This window comes from Streptomyces sp. WAC06614, assembly GCF_003949795.1.
Classification (GTDB): Bacteria; Actinomycetota; Actinomycetes; order Streptomycetales; family Streptomycetaceae; genus Streptomyces.
In genome coordinates this window covers 1-20,029 of record NZ_RPRY01000057.1, presented here as the reverse complement: position 1 = coordinate 20,029, position 20,029 = coordinate 1, and the positions used below count along the sequence as shown (strand labels likewise).

General features: G+C 74.6%; 17 protein-coding genes and 1 riboswitch. Of the genes, 6 read left to right on the top strand and 11 right to left on the bottom strand.

Features of this window, described 5'->3' with window-relative positions; translation table 11 throughout:
• Positions 1–51 precede the first annotated feature (51 nt).
• Complete coding sequence (locus EF918_RS10875) at positions 52–1,275, bottom strand: CapA family protein (RefSeq protein WP_125644221.1); 1,224 nt, start codon at positions 1,273–1,275, stop codon at positions 52–54.
• 186 nt (positions 1,276–1,461) lie between these two features.
• Positions 1,462–2,889, bottom strand: coding sequence for an Rv2231c family pyridoxal phosphate-dependent protein CobC (cobC, locus tag EF918_RS10865; RefSeq protein WP_125644219.1), 1,428 nt, complete (start codon positions 2,887–2,889; stop codon positions 1,462–1,464).
• Between the two features lie 89 nt (positions 2,890–2,978).
• On the opposite strand from cobC, the gene EF918_RS10860 reads away from it, so the two are divergent.
• Positions 2,979–3,704 (top strand): ZIP family metal transporter, encoded by a 726-nt coding sequence (locus tag EF918_RS10860; protein ID WP_125644217.1) that lies wholly within the window; start codon positions 2,979–2,981, stop codon positions 3,702–3,704.
• Positions 3,705–3,706: 2 nt separating this feature from the next.
• Here the strand turns inward: EF918_RS10860 and EF918_RS10855 are convergent, their stop codons facing one another.
• The 7 genes from EF918_RS10855 to EF918_RS10825 all read right to left on the bottom strand — a co-directional run bounded on the left by EF918_RS10855 (position 3,707) and on the right by EF918_RS10825 (position 12,236).
• Positions 3,707–5,134, bottom strand: coding sequence for a cobyrinate a,c-diamide synthase (locus EF918_RS10855; protein ID WP_125644215.1), 1,428 nt, complete (start codon positions 5,132–5,134; stop codon positions 3,707–3,709).
• A complete protein-coding gene (cobO, locus tag EF918_RS10850) occupies positions 5,131–5,730 on the bottom strand; it encodes a cob(I)yrinic acid a,c-diamide adenosyltransferase (protein ID WP_125644213.1) in 600 nt (199 codons plus the stop codon). The genes EF918_RS10855 and cobO overlap by 4 nt, the downstream gene beginning before the upstream one ends.
• The gene (locus EF918_RS10845; protein ID WP_125644210.1) at positions 5,730–7,865 is read right to left on the bottom strand and encodes a putative cobaltochelatase; all 2,136 of its coding nucleotides are present in this window, start codon (positions 7,863–7,865) and stop codon (positions 5,730–5,732) included. Before EF918_RS10845 ends, cobO begins: the two co-directional genes overlap by 1 nt.
• Positions 7,862–9,424, bottom strand: a complete 1,563-nt coding sequence (locus tag EF918_RS10840) for a cobyric acid synthase (RefSeq protein WP_125644208.1) — start codon at positions 9,422–9,424, stop codon at positions 7,862–7,864. Before EF918_RS10840 ends, EF918_RS10845 begins: the two co-directional genes overlap by 4 nt.
• Positions 9,421–10,434 (bottom strand): cobalamin biosynthesis protein, encoded by a 1,014-nt coding sequence (locus EF918_RS10835; protein WP_125644206.1) that lies wholly within the window; start codon positions 10,432–10,434, stop codon positions 9,421–9,423. Before EF918_RS10835 ends, EF918_RS10840 begins: the two co-directional genes overlap by 4 nt.
• 58 nt (positions 10,435–10,492) lie before the next feature.
• Positions 10,493–10,575, bottom strand: a riboswitch (cobalamin riboswitch).
• 154 nt (positions 10,576–10,729) lie between these two features.
• Entirely contained in the window at positions 10,730–10,951 is a 222-nt protein-coding gene (locus EF918_RS10830) for a hypothetical protein (protein WP_125644204.1), read from the bottom strand.
• A gap of 28 nt (positions 10,952–10,979) precedes the next feature.
• A complete protein-coding gene (locus EF918_RS10825; RefSeq protein WP_125644202.1) occupies positions 10,980–12,236 on the bottom strand; it encodes an inorganic phosphate transporter in 1,257 nt (418 codons plus the stop codon).
• A gap of 314 nt (positions 12,237–12,550) precedes the next feature.
• Between EF918_RS10825 and EF918_RS10820 the strand changes: the two genes are divergently transcribed.
• The gene (locus EF918_RS10820) at positions 12,551–13,681 is read left to right on the top strand and encodes a S9 family peptidase (RefSeq protein ID WP_125644200.1); all 1,131 of its coding nucleotides are present in this window, start codon (positions 12,551–12,553) and stop codon (positions 13,679–13,681) included.
• A 149-nt stretch (positions 13,682–13,830) separates the two neighbouring features.
• A complete protein-coding gene (locus EF918_RS10815; RefSeq protein WP_260610055.1) occupies positions 13,831–15,243 on the top strand; it encodes a hypothetical protein in 1,413 nt (470 codons plus the stop codon).
• Positions 15,244–15,258: 15 nt separating this feature from the next.
• Here EF918_RS10815 and EF918_RS10810 read toward each other — a convergent pair whose 3' ends face one another.
• Entirely contained in the window at positions 15,259–15,663 is a 405-nt protein-coding gene (locus EF918_RS10810; RefSeq protein WP_125644198.1) for a VOC family protein, read from the bottom strand.
• A 60-nt stretch (positions 15,664–15,723) separates the two neighbouring features.
• Positions 15,724–16,617 (bottom strand): neutral zinc metallopeptidase, encoded by an 894-nt coding sequence (locus EF918_RS10805; RefSeq protein ID WP_125644196.1) that lies wholly within the window; start codon positions 16,615–16,617, stop codon positions 15,724–15,726.
• Between the two features lie 285 nt (positions 16,618–16,902).
• On the opposite strand from EF918_RS10805, the gene EF918_RS10800 reads away from it, so the two are divergent.
• The 3 genes from EF918_RS10800 (at position 16,903) to EF918_RS10790 (ending at position 20,001) form a co-directional block, all read left to right on the top strand.
• On the top strand, positions 16,903–18,501 hold the full coding sequence (locus tag EF918_RS10800; protein WP_125644194.1) for an ABC-F family ATP-binding cassette domain-containing protein: 1,599 nt from the start codon (positions 16,903–16,905) through the stop codon (positions 18,499–18,501).
• Positions 18,502–18,862: 361 nt separating this feature from the next.
• Positions 18,863–19,084, top strand: coding sequence for a helix-turn-helix domain-containing protein (locus tag EF918_RS10795; protein ID WP_185921691.1), 222 nt, complete (start codon positions 18,863–18,865; stop codon positions 19,082–19,084).
• A gap of 137 nt (positions 19,085–19,221) precedes the next feature.
• Complete coding sequence (locus EF918_RS10790) at positions 19,222–20,001, top strand: enoyl-CoA hydratase/isomerase family protein (protein ID WP_125644190.1); 780 nt, start codon at positions 19,222–19,224, stop codon at positions 19,999–20,001.
• Positions 20,002–20,029: the final 28 nt, after the last annotated feature.

Here is a 20,029-nt window from a genome sequence, read left to right as displayed (position 1 = left end):
ACCGGGCACGCCTGACCGGGGCCCCGACCGGGCACGCCCGGCCGGCGGCGCCTACCGGGTGGCCTTCACCAGCCCCTGCTCACCCGCCCTGCGGGACAGCACGGCCTCGGAGACCTGCCGGTCGACGGCCGCGTACTCGCTCTTCTTGGCCGCCGACAGCGCCCCGTCCGAGGCGGCGCAGGACGCGCAGACCACGCGGAACGGCGGCCCCATGTCGGAGTACTGGGTGAAGTACTCCGCCTTCACCACCTCCCACCGGCCCGGATGCGCGGCCGACGGGGCGAAGGTGAAGCGGGGGACGGACGAGATGTTGCCGCGCTTCTTGTCCTCGGGCACGAAGCTGGCGACCTGGTCGCCCATGCCGAAGACCACCCACGTGCCGTTGACCTTCTCGTAGGGCTGCGGCACGTGGTTGTGGGTACCGATGATCAGGTCGATGTCGGGCAGCCCGTCCGTCCGCGACGCCGTCAGCGCCTGCGCCAGCTCCCGCTGCTGCTCGTCGGGGGCGGTCTGCCACTCGGTTCCCCAGTGGACGCTGAGGACCACCACGTGCGCGCCGGCCTTCCGGGCGGCGCGGGCGTCGGCGACGATCCGGTCCTTGTCGATCAGATTGACCGACCAGGGCTTGTCCTGGGGCAGCGGGATCCCGTTCGTGCCGTACGTGTACGACAGCTGCGCGATCTTCGCACCGCCCCCGCCCAGCAGCGCCGGGGCCTTGGCCTCGTCGGCGCCGCGGGCCGAGCCCACGTGCTTCACCCCGACCCGGTCGAGGTGCTCCAAGGTGCGGGCCAGGCCCTCGTAACCGGCGTCGAGGGTGTGGTTCGAGGCCGTCGAGCAGCTCTCGTAGCCGGTGTCCTTGAGGGCGTCGGCCAGGTCGTGCGGCGCCTTGAAGGTCGGGTAGCCGGTGTAGGGGCCGCCCGGGGCGCCGTACGGTATCTCGTGGTGGCATATCGCCACGTCCGCGGCGGAGACGATCGGCTTGATCCCCGCGAGGATCTTGCGGAAGTCGTGCCCCTTGCCGCCCGCGTCGTCCGCGGCCCGCTGGACGATCGACGGGTACGGGATGATGTCCCCGGTCGCGACCAGCGTGAACGGCCGCGCGTCGGCGGGCACCTCGGCCCTGCCCCGGCCGCCGTCCGCCGCCCCGGCGTCGCCCGACAGCCGCTGCTCGGCGGACGCACCGTCCTTGCCCAGCAGTTCCGGTGCGACGTGGACACCCCCCGCGACGACGGCCAGACCCGCTACGGCCGCCCCGATCCTGGCGGACGTCCTCATGTGTTCCCCCTGCTCATGGCCGGATGTCGATACCGGCCCCCCGGGGATACTGTCGCACGCCCGTGCCCCCCGCCATCCGGATGGGGGAACGCTGCTCCGTCCGGGGGGCCGGGGCCGGGCGCCGGGCGTGCAGGCCGGGGCTCAGGGCGAGGCCGGGCCGGGGCTCACGGCGACGTCAGCGCGAGGTCACGGCGAGGTCAGGGCGAGTGCGTGGTCCAGGGCCTGGAGCAGCCGGCCCGTCGTCGCCCGGTCGCGCACGGCCAGCCGCAGCCAGGACCGGTCGAGTCCCGGGAAGGTGTCCCCGCGCCGCACGGCGAAGCCGAGGGCGCGCAGCCGGGTCCGTACCTCTGCCGCCCGCTCGACCCGGATCAGCACGAACGGCCCCTGCGCCGCACCGCACACCGAGACCTCCTCGAACTCCGCGAGGCCGGCCAGCAGATGGGCCCGGTCCACCGCGATCTGCTCCGCCGCGGCCGCCGCCTCCGCCAGCGCCCGCGGCGTCACACAGGCCTCGGCGGCGGCCAGCGCCGGCGTCGACACCGGCCACAGCGGCTGCGCCGCCGCCAGCCGGGCGATCACCTCCGGCTCCGCCAGCACGTAGCCGATCCGCAGCCCGGCCAGGCCCCAGGTCTTGGTCAGGCTGCGCAGCACCACCAGCCCCGGCACGTCGGTCCGCCCGGCCAGCGCCTCGCGTTCGCCCGGCACCGCGTCCATGAACGCCTCGTCCACGACCAGGACCCGCCCCGGCCGGGCGAGCGCGGCGAGGTCCTCGGCCGGGTGCAGCACCGAGGTCGGGTTGGTCGGGTTGCCGACGACCACCAGGTCGGCCTCCTCGGGCACCAGGGCCGGATCCAGCCGGAAGCCGTCCTCGGCCCGCAGCAGCACCCGCTCCACCCGGTGCCCGGCATCGCGCAGGGCCGCCTCCGGCTCGGTGAACTGCGGATGCACCACCACCGGCCGTACGGCATCCAGGGCGCGAGCGAGCAGCACGAACGCCTCGGCCGCCCCGGCCGTCAGCAGCACCCGCTCCACCGGCAGCCCGTGCCGGGCCGCGACCGCCGCCCGGGCCGCCCGGCCGTCCGGGTAGGCCGCCAGGCTGTCCAGGGAGGCGGCGATCTTCTGCTTGAGCCAGGCCGGCGGGGTGGCCGCGCGTACGTTGACCGCCAGGTCGACCAGCCCGGCGCCGGCGTCCACCACCTCGGCGTCCCCGTGGTGGCGCAGGTCGTGGGCCTGCGGCACGGCGGCCACCGCACAGGTCGCCGCCGCCGACTTCCGCTTGGTCACCAGCAGCCGCCCGCCGCCGCTGCCGGCCAGCGCCGCCGCCTCGGCCACCGAGGCGGTGCCGGTGGCCTCCCGGACCACCTCCGCCGGATGCGGCACCGCCACCGCGGCCAACTCCTCGGAGGACAGGCCCAGCAGGGGTACGCCGAAACGTTCCGCCGCCTCGGCCAGCCCCGGCTCCACGGCCTTCGACTCCACCGTGGCCAGCGCCGTCACCGCCGCCGGGGACAGCCCGGCGGCGCGCAGCGTCTCCTCCACCAGCGCGCGGACCTCCGCCGCCGACACCCCCGCGCGGGCCCCGACGCCGACCACCACCTGCTCGTACGCGCCCATCAGCGGTCCTCCTTCTCGTCAACGTCGGGTCCGGCCGCGCCCCGCGCGCACACGTGCGCGCCGGCCCGGCAATCGGTATTCAGGGGCACATGGCGGTTCTCGTGGCGTTGGGCGCGTTCCTGATGACCCTGGCGGGCGGCTGGACGGCGCAACGCGTCACCGACCGCCGCCACCTGGTCCTCGGCCTCGCGGGCGGGCTGATGCTCGGCGTGGTGGGCCTGGACCTGCTCCCGGAGGCCCTGCACGCCGCCGGCGACCCGGTGTTCGGCGTCCCCCTGGCCCTGCTGCTGTTCGTGGGCGGCTTCCTGACCGCCCACGTCGTGGAACGCCTGCTGGCGGTACGGCAGGCCGCGCACGGCGCCGAGAACGGGGGCCGGGTGCCGCAGGTGGGCCTGACGGCGGCGGCCGCGATGGTCGGCCACAGCCTCGCCGACGGGGTGGCGCTGGGCGCCGCGTTCCAGGTCGGCGGGGGGATGGGGGCGGCCGTGGCGCTGGCCGTGGTCACCCACGACTTCGCCGACGGCTTCAACACCTACACCCTCACCAGCCTCTACGGGAACGAGCGCCGCAAAGCCGTGGCCATGCTCGTGGCGGACGCCGTCGCGCCCGTCGTCGGCGCCGCGTCCACCCTGCTGTTCACCCTTCCGGAGGAACCGCTCGGTGCCTATCTGGGCTTCTTCGGCGGCGCTTTGCTCTACCTGGCCGCCGCCGAGATCCTGCCGGAGGCGCACCACCGGCACCCCGCCCTGTCGACGCTGCTGTGCACGGTGGGCGGGGTGGCCGGGATCTGGGTGGTGGTCGGCATCGCGGAATGAGCTCATGGCGCGGCCGGGTGCTCCCGGGCCACGGCGTGCACCCGCGCCGCCGCCGTGAGGCGGGCCGCCACCGAGGGCTGCGCCGCCCAGTGGGTGTGCAGGTAGCTGGCGTGCACGCCCTGCTGCACGAAGCCTTCGACCCGGCGCTCGGGGTGGGTGAACCCCCAGGCGGGGGCGGCTCCCGCCGACGGCTCCACCACCGTGCGGTGGAACTCGTGCCCGCGGATGCGGGTGCCGGCCGCCGCGAGCGGGCTGTCCGACACCGCCACGGCCTCGCGGTAGCCCAGGGTCAAGCGCTCGGACATCCGGGCCTCGGCGTCGATGACCCCGCACATCGGGGTCCCGTCGAGGGACCGCACGAGGTAGAGCAGCCCGGCGCACTCGGCCGCCACCGGGGCCGAGGCGGCCGCCAGCTCGGCCACCGCCTTGCGCAGGCGCTCGTTGGCGCCCAGGTCCTTGGCGTAGACCTCGGGGAACCCACCGCCGACGACCAGACCCGCCGTGCCGTCGGGCAGGGCCTCGTCGTGCAGCGGGTCGAACGTCACCACGTCCGCTCCGGCGGCCGTGAGGAGCTCGGCGTGCTCGGCGTAGGAGAAGGTGAACGCCGCGCCCCCGGCCACCGCGACGACCGGCCTGGGCCCCGCCCCGGGGTCCGCGGCCGGACCCCCGCCACGGGACGGGACGGGGTGGGCTTGAAGGGCCTGCTCGGGCGCCCACGGCTCGCACGGCACGGGCGGGGCCGTGCGCGCCAGGGACAGCAGGGCGTCCAGGTCGCAGCCCTGGCGGACCTGCTCGGCCAGGGCCGCCACGGCGGCCACGGCGTCGGTGCGGCGTTCGGCCACGGGCACCAGGCCGAGGTGCCGCGACGGGGTGGCCACCTGCGGGGCCCGCCTCAGGACGCCGAGGACCGGCATCCCGGCCTCCTCCAGCGCCTCGCGCAGCATCACCTCGTGCCGGTCCGACCCGACCTTGTTCAGGATCACCCCGCCGAGCCGCACCTGCGGGTCGAACGAGGCGAAGCCGTGCACCAGGGCCGCCACCGACCGCGACTGCGAGGACGCGTCGACCACCAGCACCACCGGCGCCCGCAGCAGCTTGGCCACCTGCGCCGTCGAGGCCAGCTCGCCCCGCCCCGCCGCACCGTCGTACAGGCCCATCACGCCCTCGACCACGGCCAGGTCGCACCCGGCCGCCCCGTGCGCGAACAGCGGAGCGACCAGCTCCGGCCCGCACAGGAACGCGTCGAGGTTGCGCCCCGGCCGGCCGGTGGCCAGCGCGTGGTAGCCGGGGTCGATGTAGTCGGGCCCGGCCTTGTGCGGGGACACGGCCAGGCCGCGTTCCGCGAAGGCGGCCATCAGGCCGGTCGCGACCGTGGTCTTGCCGCTCCCCGAGGAGGGAGCGGCGATCACCAGCCGGGGGACGGACGTCACCACTCGATGCCCTTCTGGCCCTTCTGGCCGGTGTCCATCGGGTGCTTGACCTTGGTCATCTCGGTGACCAGGTCCGCGAACTCCACCAGCTTCTGAGGCGCGTTGCGGCCGGTGATCACCACGTGCTGGGTGCCGGGACGGTTCCGCAGCACCTCGACCACCTCGTCCACGTCGATCCAGCCCCAGTGCATCGGGTACGCGAACTCGTCCAGCACGTACAGCTTGTGCGTCTCGGCCGCCAGGTCACGCTTGACCTGCTCCCAGCCTTCCTTGGCCGCCTGCTCGTTGTCGAGCTGGGCGTCGCGCTGGACCCAGGACCAGCCCTCTCCCATCTTGTGCCAGACGACGGAACCGCCCTTGCCGCTCTCGCCGAGCACCTTGAGCGCGTTCTCCTCGCCGACCTTCCACTTCGCCGACTTGACGAACTGGAACACCCCGATCGGCCAGCCCTGGTTCCAGGCCCGCAGCGCGAGCCCGAACGCGGCCGTCGACTTGCCCTTGCCGGGCCCGGTGTGGACGAAGACCAGCGGGCGGTTGCGGCGCTGGCGGGTGGTGAGCCCGTCGTCGGGAATGACGGACGGCTGTCCCTTCGGCATTACGCGGCCTTCCTGTGGGAGGGGGACGGTACGGAGGTACGGACGTTCTTCACGAGCCCGGCCAGCGCGTCGGCCCGCAGCCCGTCGAGGGTCACGGCCGGGCCGCCGAGGTCGGCGGCGAGCGCGGCGGCCAGCCCCAGCCGGACGTGGCCGCTCTCGCAGTCCACGACCACGGAGGCGACGCCCTCGGCGTGCAGCAGCCGCGCCGAACGGCTCGCCAGGGCGCGCGGGTCGCCGCCCAGCGCCCCGGCCGAGGTGGCCCGGCCGTCGGTCACGACCACCAGCAGCGGACGGCGCGAGGGATCGCGCAGCTTCTCGATGCGCAGCACCTCGTGGGCCTTGAGCAGACCGGCCGCGAGCGGGGTGCGCCCGCCCGTGGGCAGCCGTTCCAGGCGGGCGGCGGCCGCGTCCACCGAGGAGGTCGGCGGCAGCGCCAGCTCGGCGGCCGCGCCGCGGAACGTGATCAGGCCGACCTTGTCGCGACGCTGGTAGGCGTCCAGCAGCAGGGAGAGCACGGCGCCCTTGACGGCGCTCATCCGCTGCCGCGCCGCCATGGAGCCCGAGGCGTCCACCACGAACAGCACCAGGTTGCCCTCGCGGCCCTCCCGGGTGGCCTGGCGCAGGTCGTCCTTGCGGACCACCAGCCCGCGCCCGTCCCGCCCGCGCGCCCGCTGGTGCGGGGCGGCGGCGTGCACGGTCGCGGCCAGGTGGAGCTTGGTCAGCTGCCCGCGCGGGCGCTGGGCGCCCACGGTCCGGCCGTGCGCCGTACGGGCCCGGGAGCGGCGGCCGGCGGCGCCGTCGCCGAGGCCGGGCACGCTGAACATCCGGGTCCGGAACGGCTCGGCCGCGGGCACGGCCGCCTGGCCGGGCGCCTCCTGCGGGCCGTCCTGCCCCGCGGCGGGGGCCGGGGCCTCGCCGCGCGCCGGCTCCGGCTCGGGCTCCCGCTCCGGCCCGGGCTCCGGCTGCTCCTGCGGCGAGCGCGGGTCGGGGGCCGTGTCCTGCGCCTCGTCCTGCGGAGCCGGGCCGTCGCCGTCGGGGCCGCCGCCGTCCGGGCCGTCACCGTCGCCGCCGTCGTCGGGGCCCTGCGGCTCCGGGTCCGGGTCCGGGTCGGGCTCCGGCTCGTCCTCGTCGAACCGGTCCAGGATCTCGTCGAGCCGGTCCTCGTCCAGTCCGGGCGCGTCGAAGGGGTTGCGGCGCCGGCGGTGGGGGAGCGCCAGCAGGGCCGCCTGCCGGACGTCCTCCTTGCGCACCGCCGTCCGGCCCGCCCACGCGGCCAGCGCCGTGGCGGTCCGGGCCATCACGATGTCGGCCCGCATGCCGTCCACCTCGAACCCGGCACAGGTCGCGGCGATCATCAGCAGTGCCCGGTCCCCGAGCACCACCCGCGGCAGCAGCGTCCGGGCGGCCACCACGCGGCCCCGGACCTCGGCCTCGTCGGCGGCCCAGCGGGTGGCGAAGGCAGCCGGGTCGTCCTCGTAGGACAGCCGGCGGCGGACGACCTCGACCCGTTGCGCGGGCTCGCGCGAGGCGGCCACCTCGACGGTGAGGCCGAACCGGTCGAGCAGCTGCGGACGCAGCTCGCCCTCCTCCGGGTTCATGGTGCCGACCAGCAGGAAGCGGGCGGCGTGCCGTACGGAGACGCCCTCGCGCTCCACGTACGAGGCGCCCATCGCGGCGGCGTCCAGCAGCACGTCGACCAGGTGGTCGTGGAGCAGGTTGACCTCGTCCACGTAGAGGATGCCGCGGTGCGCGTCCGCGAGCAGGCCCGGCTCGAAGGCCTTCACGCCCTCCGCCAGGGCCCGTTCGATGTCCAGGGCGCCGACCAGCCGGTCCTCGGAGGCGCCGACCGGCAGCTCCACCATCCGGGCGGGCCGCTCGGCGCCGGTGCCGACCTCGTGCGGGCCGTCGGGGCAGTGGGGGTCGGGCGCGGCCGGCGCGCAGGAGAACCGGCAGCCGGGCACCACGTCGACCTGCGGCAGCAGGGCGGTCAGCGCCCGCACGGCGGTGGACTTGGCGGTGCCCTTCTCGCCGCGCACCAGCACCCCGCCGACCGCCGGGCTGACGGCGTTCAGCAGCAGCGCCAGCCGGAGGTCGGTCTGGCCGACGACCGCGGTGAACGGGTACGGGGTGCTCATGCGGCTCCTTCGGTGGTGGCGGCAGCGTGCGGAGGGAAGGCCGGCGCGCCCGGCGGCAGGAACGGCAGCCCCGCCGGGGCCCCGTCCTCGATCAGCCGCAGCAGGGCGCCGGTGTCGGCGTGTTCCTCGATCATGTCGCCCAGCAGGTCGAGCTGTTCCTCGCGCAGCGCGCCGAACGAGGTGTCCGGTGCCGGGACGAACCGGCGCCCGGCCGCCGCGGCGACCTCGCGCAGGAACGCCCGGCGGAAGGCGTCCGACTCCAGCGAGCCGTGCCAGTGCGTCCCCCACACCGGACCCACCCGGCACCCGTCGAGGAACGGCTCCCCGCCCAGCACCTCGGCCACCCCGTGGTGGATCTCGTACCCGGAGACCGGCTCGCCCAGCGCCGAACCGGTCGGCCGGGCCAGGGTCTTCTCGCGCGCGAAGCGCACCCGTACGGGCAGCAGCCCGAGCCCGTCCACCACGCCCGCCCGGGACTCCACCTCGTCCTCGATGCGCTCGCCGAGGGCCTGGAAGCCGCCGCAGATGCCCAGCACGGGCCGGCCCTCGGCCGCCCGCCGGGCCAGCGCGTCCGCGAGACCGCGCTCGCGCAGCCACTCCAGGGCCCGTACGGTGCCCCGGGTGCCGGGGACGACGACCAGGTCGGCGTCGGCCAGCTCCTCGGGCCGGTCCACGAAGCGCACCACCACGCCGGGTTCGGCGGCCAGCGCATCCACGTCCGTGAAGTTCGACATCAGCGGCACCGCGCACACCGCGACCCGCAGCACGTCCTCGCCGACCGGCGGGGCCACCACCGACTCGCGCACCGCGCCGCGCAGCGACACCCGCAGCCCGTCCTCCTCGTCGATGCCCAGCCCGTGCCGGTAGGGCAGTACGCCGTACGACCGCCGGCCCGTGATGCCGTGCAGCATCTCCAGACCGGGCTCCAGCAGCGAGACGTCGCCGCGGAACTTGTTCACCAGGTAGCCGGCGACCAGCGCCTGGTCCTCGGGCGCCAGCAGGGCCGTGGTGCCGAAGAAGGACGCGAAGACCCCGCCCCGGTCGATGTCGCCCACGACGACCACCGGGAAGCGCGCGGCCCGCGCGATGCCCATGTTCACGATGTCGGTCCGGCGCAGGTTGATCTCGGCCGGACTGCCCGCCCCCTCGCAGATCACGGCGTCATACGTGCCCCGCAGCTGCTCCAGGCAGTCCGTGACCACGCCGAGCAACTGCTCCTGGCGCCCGCCGTGGTAGCCACGGGCGCTCATCTCGCCCACCGGCCTGCCCAGCAGCACCACCTGGCTGCTGCGGTCGCTGCCGGGCTTGAGCAGCACCGGGTTCATCAGGGCGGACGGCTCGACGCGGGCCGCCTGGGCCTGCATGGCCTGGGCCCGGCCGATCTCGGCGCCCTCCTGCGTGACGAAGGAGTTCAGCGACATGTTCTGTGCCTTGAACGGCGCCACCTTCACGCCCTGGCGCACCAGCCACCGGCAGATCCCCGCCGTGACCACGCTCTTGCCGGCGTCCGAGGTCGTGCCCGCGACCAGCAGACCGCCCGCGCGCTTGCCCGTACTCATCCGCGTCCCCTCCGCACCCGTGCCGTCCGTCCCGTTCGCGCCGCCCGTACCGCCCGGCGTACGCCGGCCGCCGCGCACCGGCCCGCGACGCAGGTGCCCAGCGCCACCCAGGTCACCCGCCGGGACAGCCGTACGGCCCGTTCGATGTCGGCGACCTCCACCGGCCGCCCGTGCCCGCCGTTGAGCACCGCCCGGTGCTCGACCCGGCCGCCGTACGCCAGCGTGCCGCCCAGCCGGACGCCCAGGGCCCCGGCGAACGAGGCCTCCACCGGGCCCGCGTTGGGGCTCGGGTGCGCGGCGGCGTCCGCCCGCCACGCCCGTACGGCGCCCCGCGGGTCGGGGCCGGCCAGGGCGGCGGCCAGCGCGGTCAGCCGGGCACCGGGCCAGCCGGCGAGGTCGTCCAGCCGCGCCGAGGCCCAGCCGTAGCGCAGGTGGCGGGGCGACCTGTGGCCCACCATCGCGTCCAGGGTGTTGACCGCGCGGAACGCCAGCAGCCCCGGCACCCCGCCCACGGCGCCCCACACCAGCGCGCCGACGACCGCGTCGGAGGTGTTCTCGGCCACGGACTCCACCACGGCCCGGGCGATCTGCTGATCGTCCAGCGCCTGGGGGTCGCGCCCGCACAGGTGCGGCAGCCGCTCCCGGGCCACCTCGGTGTCCCCGGCGGCGAGCGCGCCGCCGATGGCCCGGGCCTCCCGGCCCAGCGAGGTCCCGCCCACGACGGCCCAGGTGGCGGCGGCGGTCAGGGCCACCCGGGAGGCGGCACGGGCGGCGCCGGGCAGGGCCCGGGCGGCCCGGTCGGCGAGGACGCCGACGGCCACCGCGCCCGAGACGCAGACGGCGGTGTGCAGGGCGCCGCGGGCGCGGTCGTCGCGCCACAGGGCACGTTCGACGGCGGCGGCGGCTCGTCCGAAGGCGGCCACGGGGTGCCCACGGCGCGGATCCCCGAGGATCCGGTCGCCGATCAGGCCCGCCGCGGCGCCGTACGCGAAGACGCGATCGGCACGCATGGTCGCAGGTATGTCCTCACTCAGGGTCCGCGCCCTGGTTCGACGTGACCGGCGGCGAGAGTTCCTGGCTCCCGGCGGGTACGTGGCGTACCCCCCGGTGACAGTGGCGGGACCGCGCCGGATTCGCACCGGACTTCCTCTCCTGCCGCCGTATTGGCCCGGGCAGTCCACCACGCTCCGCGAACGCCCGTCAACTTGCCGTTGACCTGGTGAAACGAAGGACTCCCCGCGGGCCGGGCCCGGAGGAGTCCTTGTGGTGCGTGGTGCGCCTGCGACGTGCGCTGCGAGTGTGCCGTCAGGAGACGATCAGGTAGATCGCGTACGCGACCGCCGCCGCGCACACGGCGAAGCAGGCGTAGGCGCCGCTGCGGGCCAGGGTGGCGGTGCCGCCCTGGGCGGTGGCGGCCTCGTGCTTGGAGAGGCCGACGATGCCCAGGACGAACAGCGTCACGAGGGCGACGGTGGCGGAGAGACTGACACCGAAGACGGTGCCCAGTGCTGCCCAGTCGATCTTCATACTGCTGAATCCTCTGTCGAGTGGCCGGTCAGACCGCGGCCGGGGCGGCCGGGGTCTCGCCGGTCGTGTGCGCCGGGGCCGGGATGGTGGCCTTCAGGGCCTCGCCCACGGTGGCCGGGGTGCCGGCCGGCGGGACGGTGACGGCGGCCATGGCGGTGGTGACCACGCCGGGGGCCTCGTCGCTCTCGACCTGGTTGACGTTGTGGTGGTCGACGACCTGGCGGCGGGAGATCAGCCAGATGGCCAGGCAGGAGCCCACCAGGAAGACGGTCACGGCGGCGACGCCCACGTCACCGGTGCGCATGACGTACTCGGCACCGGCACCCACCAGCGCGGCGGCCGGCAGGGTCAGGCCCCAGGCGACGAACATGCGGGTCGCGGTGGACCAGCGGACCACGCCGCCCTTGCGGCCGAGGCCGGCGCCCATGACCGCGCCGGAGCACGCGTGGGTGGTGGACAGGGAGAAGCCGAGGGTGGAGGAGGCCAGGATGACGCTCGCGGCCGAGGTCTGGGCGGCGAAGCCCTGCTGCGGCTGGAGGTCGGTCAGGCCCTTGCCCATGGTGCGGATGATGCGCCAGCCGCCCAGGTAGGTGCCGAGGGCGATCGCCAGACCGGCGGAGACGATGACCCACACCGGCGGGTTGGAGCCGGGCGCGAGCGCGCCTCCGGCGACCAGGGCCAGGGTGATGATGCCCATCGTCTTCTGCGCGTCGTTCGTGCCGTGCGCGAGGGAGACCAGACCGGCCGAGGCGATCTGACCGGCCTTGTAGCCCTTGGCGGAGGTGCGGTCGTCGACCTGGGAGCCGAGCTTGTAGGTGACCCGGGCGGCCAGCATCGAGGCCACACCGGCCACGATCGGGGCGGCGACGGCCGGGATGAGGACCTTGGTGACGACGGTGCTGCCGTTGACCGCGCCGATGCCGGCGGAGGCGACCGCGGCACCGATCAGGCCGCCCATCAGGGCGTGCGAGGAGCTGGAGGGCAGGCCCACCAGCCACGTCAGCAGGTTCCACAGGATCGCGCCGACCAGGGCGGCGAAGATCACTTCGGGCTGGATGCCCTCTTCGTTGACGAGGCCCTTGGAGATCGTCTTGGCGACCTCCACGGACATGAAGGCGCCGACGAGGTTGAGCACGGCGGACATGGCCACCGCCGTCTTGGGCTTGAGGGCGCCGGTCGAGATGGTGGTCGCCATCGCGTTGGCGGTGTCGTGGAAACCGTTCGTGAAGTCGAACACGAGAGCGGTGATGATCACGATCCCGAGGAGAAGCGTTATGTGCTCCATTTACCCAGGCTTCTGTGTGACGTCAGTGGCGCGACGAACGTAGGCAATCTGAGTGAACGGAAAGTGAACTGACCTGGGCGTCGCGGTGTCTCCCCCTGGAGCGGGTTCAGGCCACTGGTCCTGATTCTTTCCCACTCCTCCCGATTTGCGCACGTCAGGAGGGGGTTCTGGACCTGCGCCGCAGGCCCGGAACCGGGGCGGAAGTCCCCCGCAAGCCCCCCGCGGCGAGACCCATGTCACGCGAAACGGAATCCGCGGCCGGCGCCGGCGTCCCCCGGCTGGCCCGCGCGCCGCCACCGTCCGAGACTGGGAGGGTGCGCACCGCTACAGCGACGGCTGCGGCCGTCACCACCACGCTGCTCGGGGCCGGCGCCGCCGCCGTCGCGGCCGGCCGGTACGCCGCCGACGCCGCGCTGCGACCCCGGCCGGGCCACCCGCTGCCCGGCGAGCCCTCCCTCGTCGTCCACTCCGCCGAGGGCGGCCGCATCGCCCTCACCCGGTCGGCGGCCTCCCTGCGCCCCGGGACCTACGGACTCCACGCACCCGGCGTGCACGCGGTCGTCGGCCCCGTGCTGCCCGGCGCCGCGCAGACGCCCGACACCGTGGTGCGGCGCCTGCTCGCCGTCACCCACGGCCGGCTCGACCCCGGCACCCGGGTCCACTTCACCGCGCAGGTCCACGCCGGCGACCCGCACGGCGCCCTCGGGCTCGACCACGCCGACGTCGACGTCCCCGGAGAGCTCGGCGGCCTGCCCGCCTGGTTCGTCCCCGCCGTCCGCGACACCTGGGTGATCACCGTGCACGGGCTGGGCACCACCCGCGAGCACCCGATGGTCGTCATGCCCTTCCTGCACCGCTACCAGCTCCCCGTCCTCGACCTCGCCTACCGCGGTGACCTGGGCGCCCCCGAGTCCCCGGACGGCCTGGGCCACCTCGGCGAGTCGGAGTGGCGCGACGTGGACGCCGCCCTGCGCTACGCCCTCCGCTTCGGCGCCCGCCGCATCGTCCTGTACGGCTGGTCCACCGGAGCCACCATGGCCCTGCGCGCCGTCGAGCGGTCGGCCGTCGCCGACTCCGTCTGCGCCCTGGTCCTGGACTCCCCGGTGCTCGACCGGCGCACCACCTTCCGGAACCTGGCCGCCGCCCGCGGCACCCCCGCCCCGGTGCTGCCGCTCGCGGTCCTGGCCGCCGAGAGCCGGGCCGGGCTGCGGGCCGACCACCGGGCCCCGGCCGCCGACCCGGACGTCCTGCAGGTCCCCGTCCTGCTGCTGCACGGTCCCGAGGACACCCTCGCCCCCTGGGGCCCCTCCCGCGCCCTGGCCGCGGCCCGGCCCGACATCGTGACCCTGCACACCGTCCGGGACGCCTCCCACGGTGCGATGTGGAACGCCGACCCCGACGGGTACGAGGAGGTCCTGCGCAGGTTCCTCACCCCCCACATGTGAGGAGATGCGGGACGGAATGTGAACGCCGTACCACGATCGTGCGACTCCCGTGCGACCAGGCCGTGTTGTCCGGGTCCGTCCCCCTGTCGACCAGCAGTAACGTGACGTTCCGTTTGGGCTTTCGGCGCGTGACGGGCGAGACTGCTTCCGTGACGTCCCGAAAGCCTGATGAGCAGTTGGCTCGCGACTCCAGACTCCGACTCGTCTCCTCGCGTTCGGTCGCCACCGCCCGCAAGGCGGTCACCGACCGGCGCACCCGGCCCGCGCCCCGGCCGCCGGCGGGCACCCCCGCACAGGCCGACCTCGCGAACCGGGCCCGGGCCTCACTCGCCGGCGCGCACCGCGTCGCCCGCTGGGCCGAGCACCACCTCGGCGCGGCGGACGGCTCCCGGCCCGTACCGGCCGGTGCACTGCCCCCCGCCGACGTCGAACGGGCCGCCGCCCAGCTCGGTCTGACGCACGGCCAGGTCCAGGCCGGCTGGGACCGGGCCCGGCTGGCCGGACTGGTCGAGGTGCACGGCGGCACCGCCCGCCCCGGCTGGCGGATGCGCGCCTGGGACAGTGACGACACCGCCGTCCTGCGCGGCTGGGTCGCCCTGTTCGACGCCTGGTCCCTGGTCCACCCGGCCCCCGCCGACCTCGCCCCCGCGGCCGTCGCCGAGGTCGTCGAGGCCATGCCGCAGCTGCTGTCGCTGCTCCAGCTCTCGGCCGGACCGGTCAGCGTCCCGGACCTGCTGGACCTGCTCGGCCAGCGCGTCGCCGAACTGCGCGACGAGCGCTGCGAGGTGCCGTACGGCCCGGACGGGACCGGCCCCGACACCGAGGCCGCCGACCGGCCGCTCCCGCTCGTCCGGCTGCTGCGCTGGGCGCTCGGCGGCCTGGCGGCCGTGGACGCCGTCACCCTGGGGCCCGCCCAGGCCTCCCTCACCCCGCTCGGCAGCTGGGCCGTGTGGGTGAAGCTGGAGCAGATCTGCGTGGCCGCGCAGAGCCCGGCCGGCAACATCGAGCAGTCCGCCGCCGCCATGCTGCACGGGTGCGCCCGGCTCACTCCCGGGCCGGCCCGTGCCGAGTACCGGGCCTGGCTGGCCGCGCGGCCCGTCGGGCACGCCGTCAGCGAGCTGCTCCAGGCCGCCCGCGGTGACGACGCGCTGCTGCGCGGGCTGGCCTTCGAGGCGCTGCGGGTGGTCGGCGCCCCGGCCGAGCCGGAGGTGCGGGCCGCCGCGCGGGAGGCGAGCCTGCGGCCCTACGCGCTGCTGTGGCTCGCCGAGCACGACGGGGCCGATCCGGAGGACGCCCCGGACGTCCTCACCCCGGAGGAGGCGACCTGGCTGTGGGTGGACACCGCCGCCGCCATCGCCGACCACGGCGAGGGGGACCTGCTGGCGCGACACCTGGACTCGGCCGTGCGGACGACCGTGCCGCGGCTGCTGGACGAGGTGCGGGCGGTGGGGCATCCACGCACCGTGCAGGTGCTGGTGGCGCTGGCCGCGGCGCATCCGGACCCGGCGTTGGCCAAGGCGGTGCGCCGGGCGGCGTTCCAGGTCCATACGGGTGGGGCGTAGCCGTGGGGCTTCGGGTCAGGTGGCGGTGGTTGCCGGGGTGTAGGTGCCGAAGGTCCAGATGTTGCCCTCGTGGTCCTTGGCCATGTAGTCGCGGGAGCCGTAGTCCTGGTCCGTGGGGGGCATGACGATCTGCACGCCGTGCTGGGAGGCCCGGTGGTGGTGGGCGTCCACGTCCTCCACGACCACGTAGACCCCGGCCGGGCCCGCGTCGGCCATGGCGCGGTCGAAGTCGCCGCCGGTGCCCTTGCTGCCGAGCATCACCACGCCGTTGCCGTAGGCCAGCTCGGCGTGGACCACTGCGCCGCTCTCCGCCTCGTACACGGCGACCTGGGTGAAGCCGAAGGCCTCCGTCAGCACCTTGATGGCCGTCTTCGCGTCCCGGTACAGCAGCGTCGGACTGATGGACGGGTGCCCTGCCATGGCGACCACTCCCTCTCGTGCGTGTGACCCACGGCACAGTCTGGCAGGCGCCGCCGACCGTCAGCGGAAGGTGTTGCACCGGGCCATGTCACCGGTCCGGTAGCCCTGGTAGAACCACTGCTGCCGCTGCTCGGCGGACCCGTGCGTCCAGGACTCCGGCGTCACCCGGCCCTGGAACTTCTCCTGGATCCGGTCGTCGCCGACCGCCGCCGCCGCGTCCAGGCCGTCCCGGATGTCCTGGTCGGTCAGCAGGGTGATCAGTGGCCGGCCGGTGGACTCGTCCGGGGTCCGGGTCGCGTGGTGCGCCCACACCCCGGCGTAGCAGTCGGCCTGCAGCTCGACCTTCACCGCGTTGCTGTTCGCGCCCTGCCGCCCGTCCTGGGCGCGCTGGAGCGTCCCGGTCAGGTTCTGGATGTGGTGCCCGTACTCGTGGGCGACCACGTACGCCTGGGCGAACGGGCCGCCGGTGGCCCCGAACTTGGTCCGCAGCTCCTCGAAGAACCCCAGGTCCAGGTACACCTGCCGGTCGGCCGGGCAGTAGAACGGGCCCACCGCCGAGGTGGCCGTCCCGCAGGCGGTGTTCACCCGGCCGGTGAAGAACACGGTCGACGCCGGACTGTAGGTGCCCCCGCGCCGGGCGAACTCCTGGCGCCAGAAGTCCTGGGTGCTGTTGGTCACCGCCACCAGCCGGCAGTCCTCGCGCCGGTTGGCGTCCTGCCCGGTCCGGCAGGCCTGCTGCACCTGGGCGGCGGAGGAGGAGGTCGGGCCGACCTGTGGTTCGTTCCCGGTGGACAGGCCGAGCTGGTCCGGACTCACCCCGAAGACCAGGGCCAGCACCAGCGCGACGAGGCCGGCGATCCCACCGCCGATCGTGGCCCGGCCGCCGGGGACGCGGCTGCCGCGCACGTCCTTGACCTCGGAGGTGTCCAGATTCGCGTCGTCGTCGAACTGCATCCCGCACCGCCCTCGATCCACGTGGCCGCACCTGTGCCGGGTGCCGGCCCCCTCATCCTGATACGGGCCGCAGGCCGAGCGCGTGGTCCGGGGGCCGAACGGGGGAACGGGGCCGGCCCGGCCCGCGGACGTCCCAAAGGTGCCCGAGCCCACACCCGCGGCCCGCAAACCGGTTGCACACCCCCGCTAGAATGGGTCCCATGGCAAATCTCCTCGCGGATTAGCGGCGTCGAAGCACGCGTCACGCCCTCCCTTCCGCCGTCCCCACCGCCCTGGAGCATTTCCGTGATCACCGCCACCGGCGTCGAGCTGCGCGCCGGCGCCCGCGTCCTCATCGAGAACGCCTCCTTCCGTGTCGCCAAGGGCGACCGCATCGGACTCGTCGGCCGCAACGGCGCCGGCAAGACCACCCTCACCAAGTGCCTGGCCGGCGAGGGCCAGCCCGCCGCCGGTGCCATCACCCGGTCCGGCGAGGTGGGCTACCTCCCGCAGGATCCCCGTACCGGCGACCTCGACGTCCTGGCCCGCGACCGGATCCTCTCCGCCCGCGGCCTCGACGTGCTGATCAAGAAGATGCGGGCCAACGAGGACCGCATCGCCAACGGCTCCGGCGCCACCCGGGACAAGGCACTCAAGCAGTACGAGCGCCAGGAGACCGAGTTCCTCACCAAGGGCGGGTACGCCGCCGAGGCCGAGGCCGCCACCATCGCGGCCGCCCTCGGACTGCCCGACCGGGTCCTCGGCCAGCCGCTGCACACCCTCTCCGGCGGTCAGCGCCGCCGCGTGGAGCTCTCGCGGATCCTCTTCTCGGACGCCGACACCCTGCTGCTCGACGAGCCCACCAACCACCTCGACGCCGATTCGATCGTCTGGCTGCGGGACTACCTGAAGACCTACCGCGGCGGCTTCATCGTCATCTCCCACGACGTCGACCTGGTCGAGACGGTCGTGAACAAGGTGTTCTACCTGGACGCCAACCGCTCGGTCATCGACGTCTACAACATGGGCTGGAAGCTCTACCAGCAGCAGCGCGAGGCCGACGAGAAGCGCCGCAAGCGCGAGCGCCAGAACGCCGAGAAGAAGGCCGCGGCCCTCAACGCCCAGGCCGACAAGATGCGCGCCAAGGCCACCAAGACCGTCGCGGCCCAGAACATGGCCAAGCGCGCCGACCGGCTGCTGTCGGGCCTGGAGGCCGTCCGGGTGTCCGACAAGGTTGCCAAGCTCCGCTTCCCCGACCCCGCGCCCTGCGGCAAGACCCCGCTCACCGCCGAGGGGCTGTCGAAGTCCTACGGTTCGCTGGAGATCTTCACCGACGTCGACCTCGCGATCGACAAGGGCTCCCGGGTCGTCATCCTCGGCCTCAACGGCGCCGGCAAGACCACGCTGCTGCGGCTGCTGGCCGGCGCGGAGAAGCCGGACACGGGCCAGGTCACCCCCGGTCACGGCCTCAAGCTCGGCTACTACGCCCAGGAGCACGAGACCCTGGACCCGGAGCGCACGGTCCTGGAGAACATGCGCTCCTCCGCCCCCGACCTGGACCTGGTCCAGGTCCGCAAGGTGCTGGGCTCCTTCCTGTTCTCCGGCGACGACGTGGACAAGCCGGCCGGGGTGCTCTCCGGTGGCGAGAAGACCCGGCTGGCCCTGGCCACGCTGGTGGTCTCCTCCGCCAACGTGCTGCTGCTCGACGAGCCCACCAACAACCTCGACCCGGCCAGCCGCGAGGAGATCCTCGGCGCGCTGCGCACGTACAAGGGCGCGGTCATCCTCGTCACGCACGACGAGGGCGCGGTCGAGGCGCTGGAACCGGAACGGATCATCCTGCTGCCCGACGGTGTCGAGGACCTGTGGGGCCCGGACTACCGGGACCTGGTGGCGCTGGCCTGACCCGGCCGGGGCGCACGCCGTCTCCTTGATCGAAGCCCTTCTGGATCATTCGGCTCACCGGTGATCCATCATCTGAGTGAGGCGGTCTGGTACCGCCGACCGCGGTGACTCCGTCCCGGCCGCGCAGATCCTGCTGCGCGACCGGGACGTTTTTATTCCCGGCGCGGCCCCTGACCTGGAATTTCCCTCCGGCGGTTGCGGAGCGTCACCGGAGCCTTGTGGCGGAAGGGAAGATTCCGTTCTGCTCCGGTGTCCACTCCTCGGGAAATGCCGTCGTGCGGACCTTGCGGAATGGGTGGCCAGGAAGGCCGGGAGGGGTGATCATGAGAAGTCCAGAGCGCACTTCCATGAGGAGGCACGGGTGGCCGAGACTCTGAAGAAGGGCAGCCGGGTGACCGGCGTCGCGCGCGACAAGCTCGCGGCAGACCTCAAGAAGAAGTACGACTCCGGTGCGAGCATCCGGGCGCTGGCCGAGGAGACGGGCCGGTCCTACGGATTCGTCCACCGGATGCTCAGCGAAGCCGGAGTCACACTGCGTGGTCGCGGCGGCGCGACCCGCGGCAAGAAGGCGGCCTCGGTCTGACCGGAGCAGCCTGACCCACCGGAACCGGACCTTCGGTGACCCCCGGTCGGTCACGTGGCCGACTGGGTGGTTACTGTGCAGTCACTTATGGCCGACGGCCGCCCGCAACGGCCGACTGCACACCGGAGGCGTTACAGATGGCTCTGCTCGACAAGGACGGCGTACGGCTCACCGTCGACGACACGGTCGCCACGGTGACGCTGACCAATCCGGCCAAGCGAAACGCCCAATCTCCCGCGCTCTGGCGGGCGTTGGCGGAGGCCGGGCGGTCGCTGCCGGGCACCGTCCGGGTCGTCGTGCTGCGCGGCGAGGGCAAGTCCTTCTCCGCGGGGCTGGACCGGCAGGCCTTCACGCCCGAGGGCTTCGAGGGCGAGCCGTCCTTCCTGGACCTGGCGCGCGGCTCCGACGAGGCCCTGGACGACACCATCGCCGAGTACCAGGAGGCGTTCACCTGGTGGCGGCGCAACGACATCGTCACGATCGCGGCCGTTCAGGGGCACGCGATCGGTGCGGGCTTCCAGCTCGCCCTGGCCTGTGACCTGCGCGTCGTGGCCGACGACGTCCAGTTCGCCATGCGCGAGACCAGCCTGGGCCTGGTGCCCGACCTCGGCGGCACGCACCCGCTGACCTCCCTCGTGGGCTACGCCCGCGCCCTGGAGATCTGCGCCACGGGCCGCTTCGTGCAGGCCGAGGAGGCCGAGCGCATCGGGCTGGCCAACCTCGTCGTGCCCGGCGCCGAGCTCGACGCCGCCGTCCAGGACCTCGTCGCGGCCCTGGTCGCGCCCCCGCGCGACGCGGTGATCGAGACCAAGGCCCTGCTGCGCGGCGCCGCCGGCCGCGGCTACGAGGACCAGCGCGTGGCCGAACGCGCCGCCCAGGCCCGCCGCCTGCGCGACCTCGCGGGCCTCTCCGACTGACCGCCTCCCCGACCGACCCCGTCCCTCC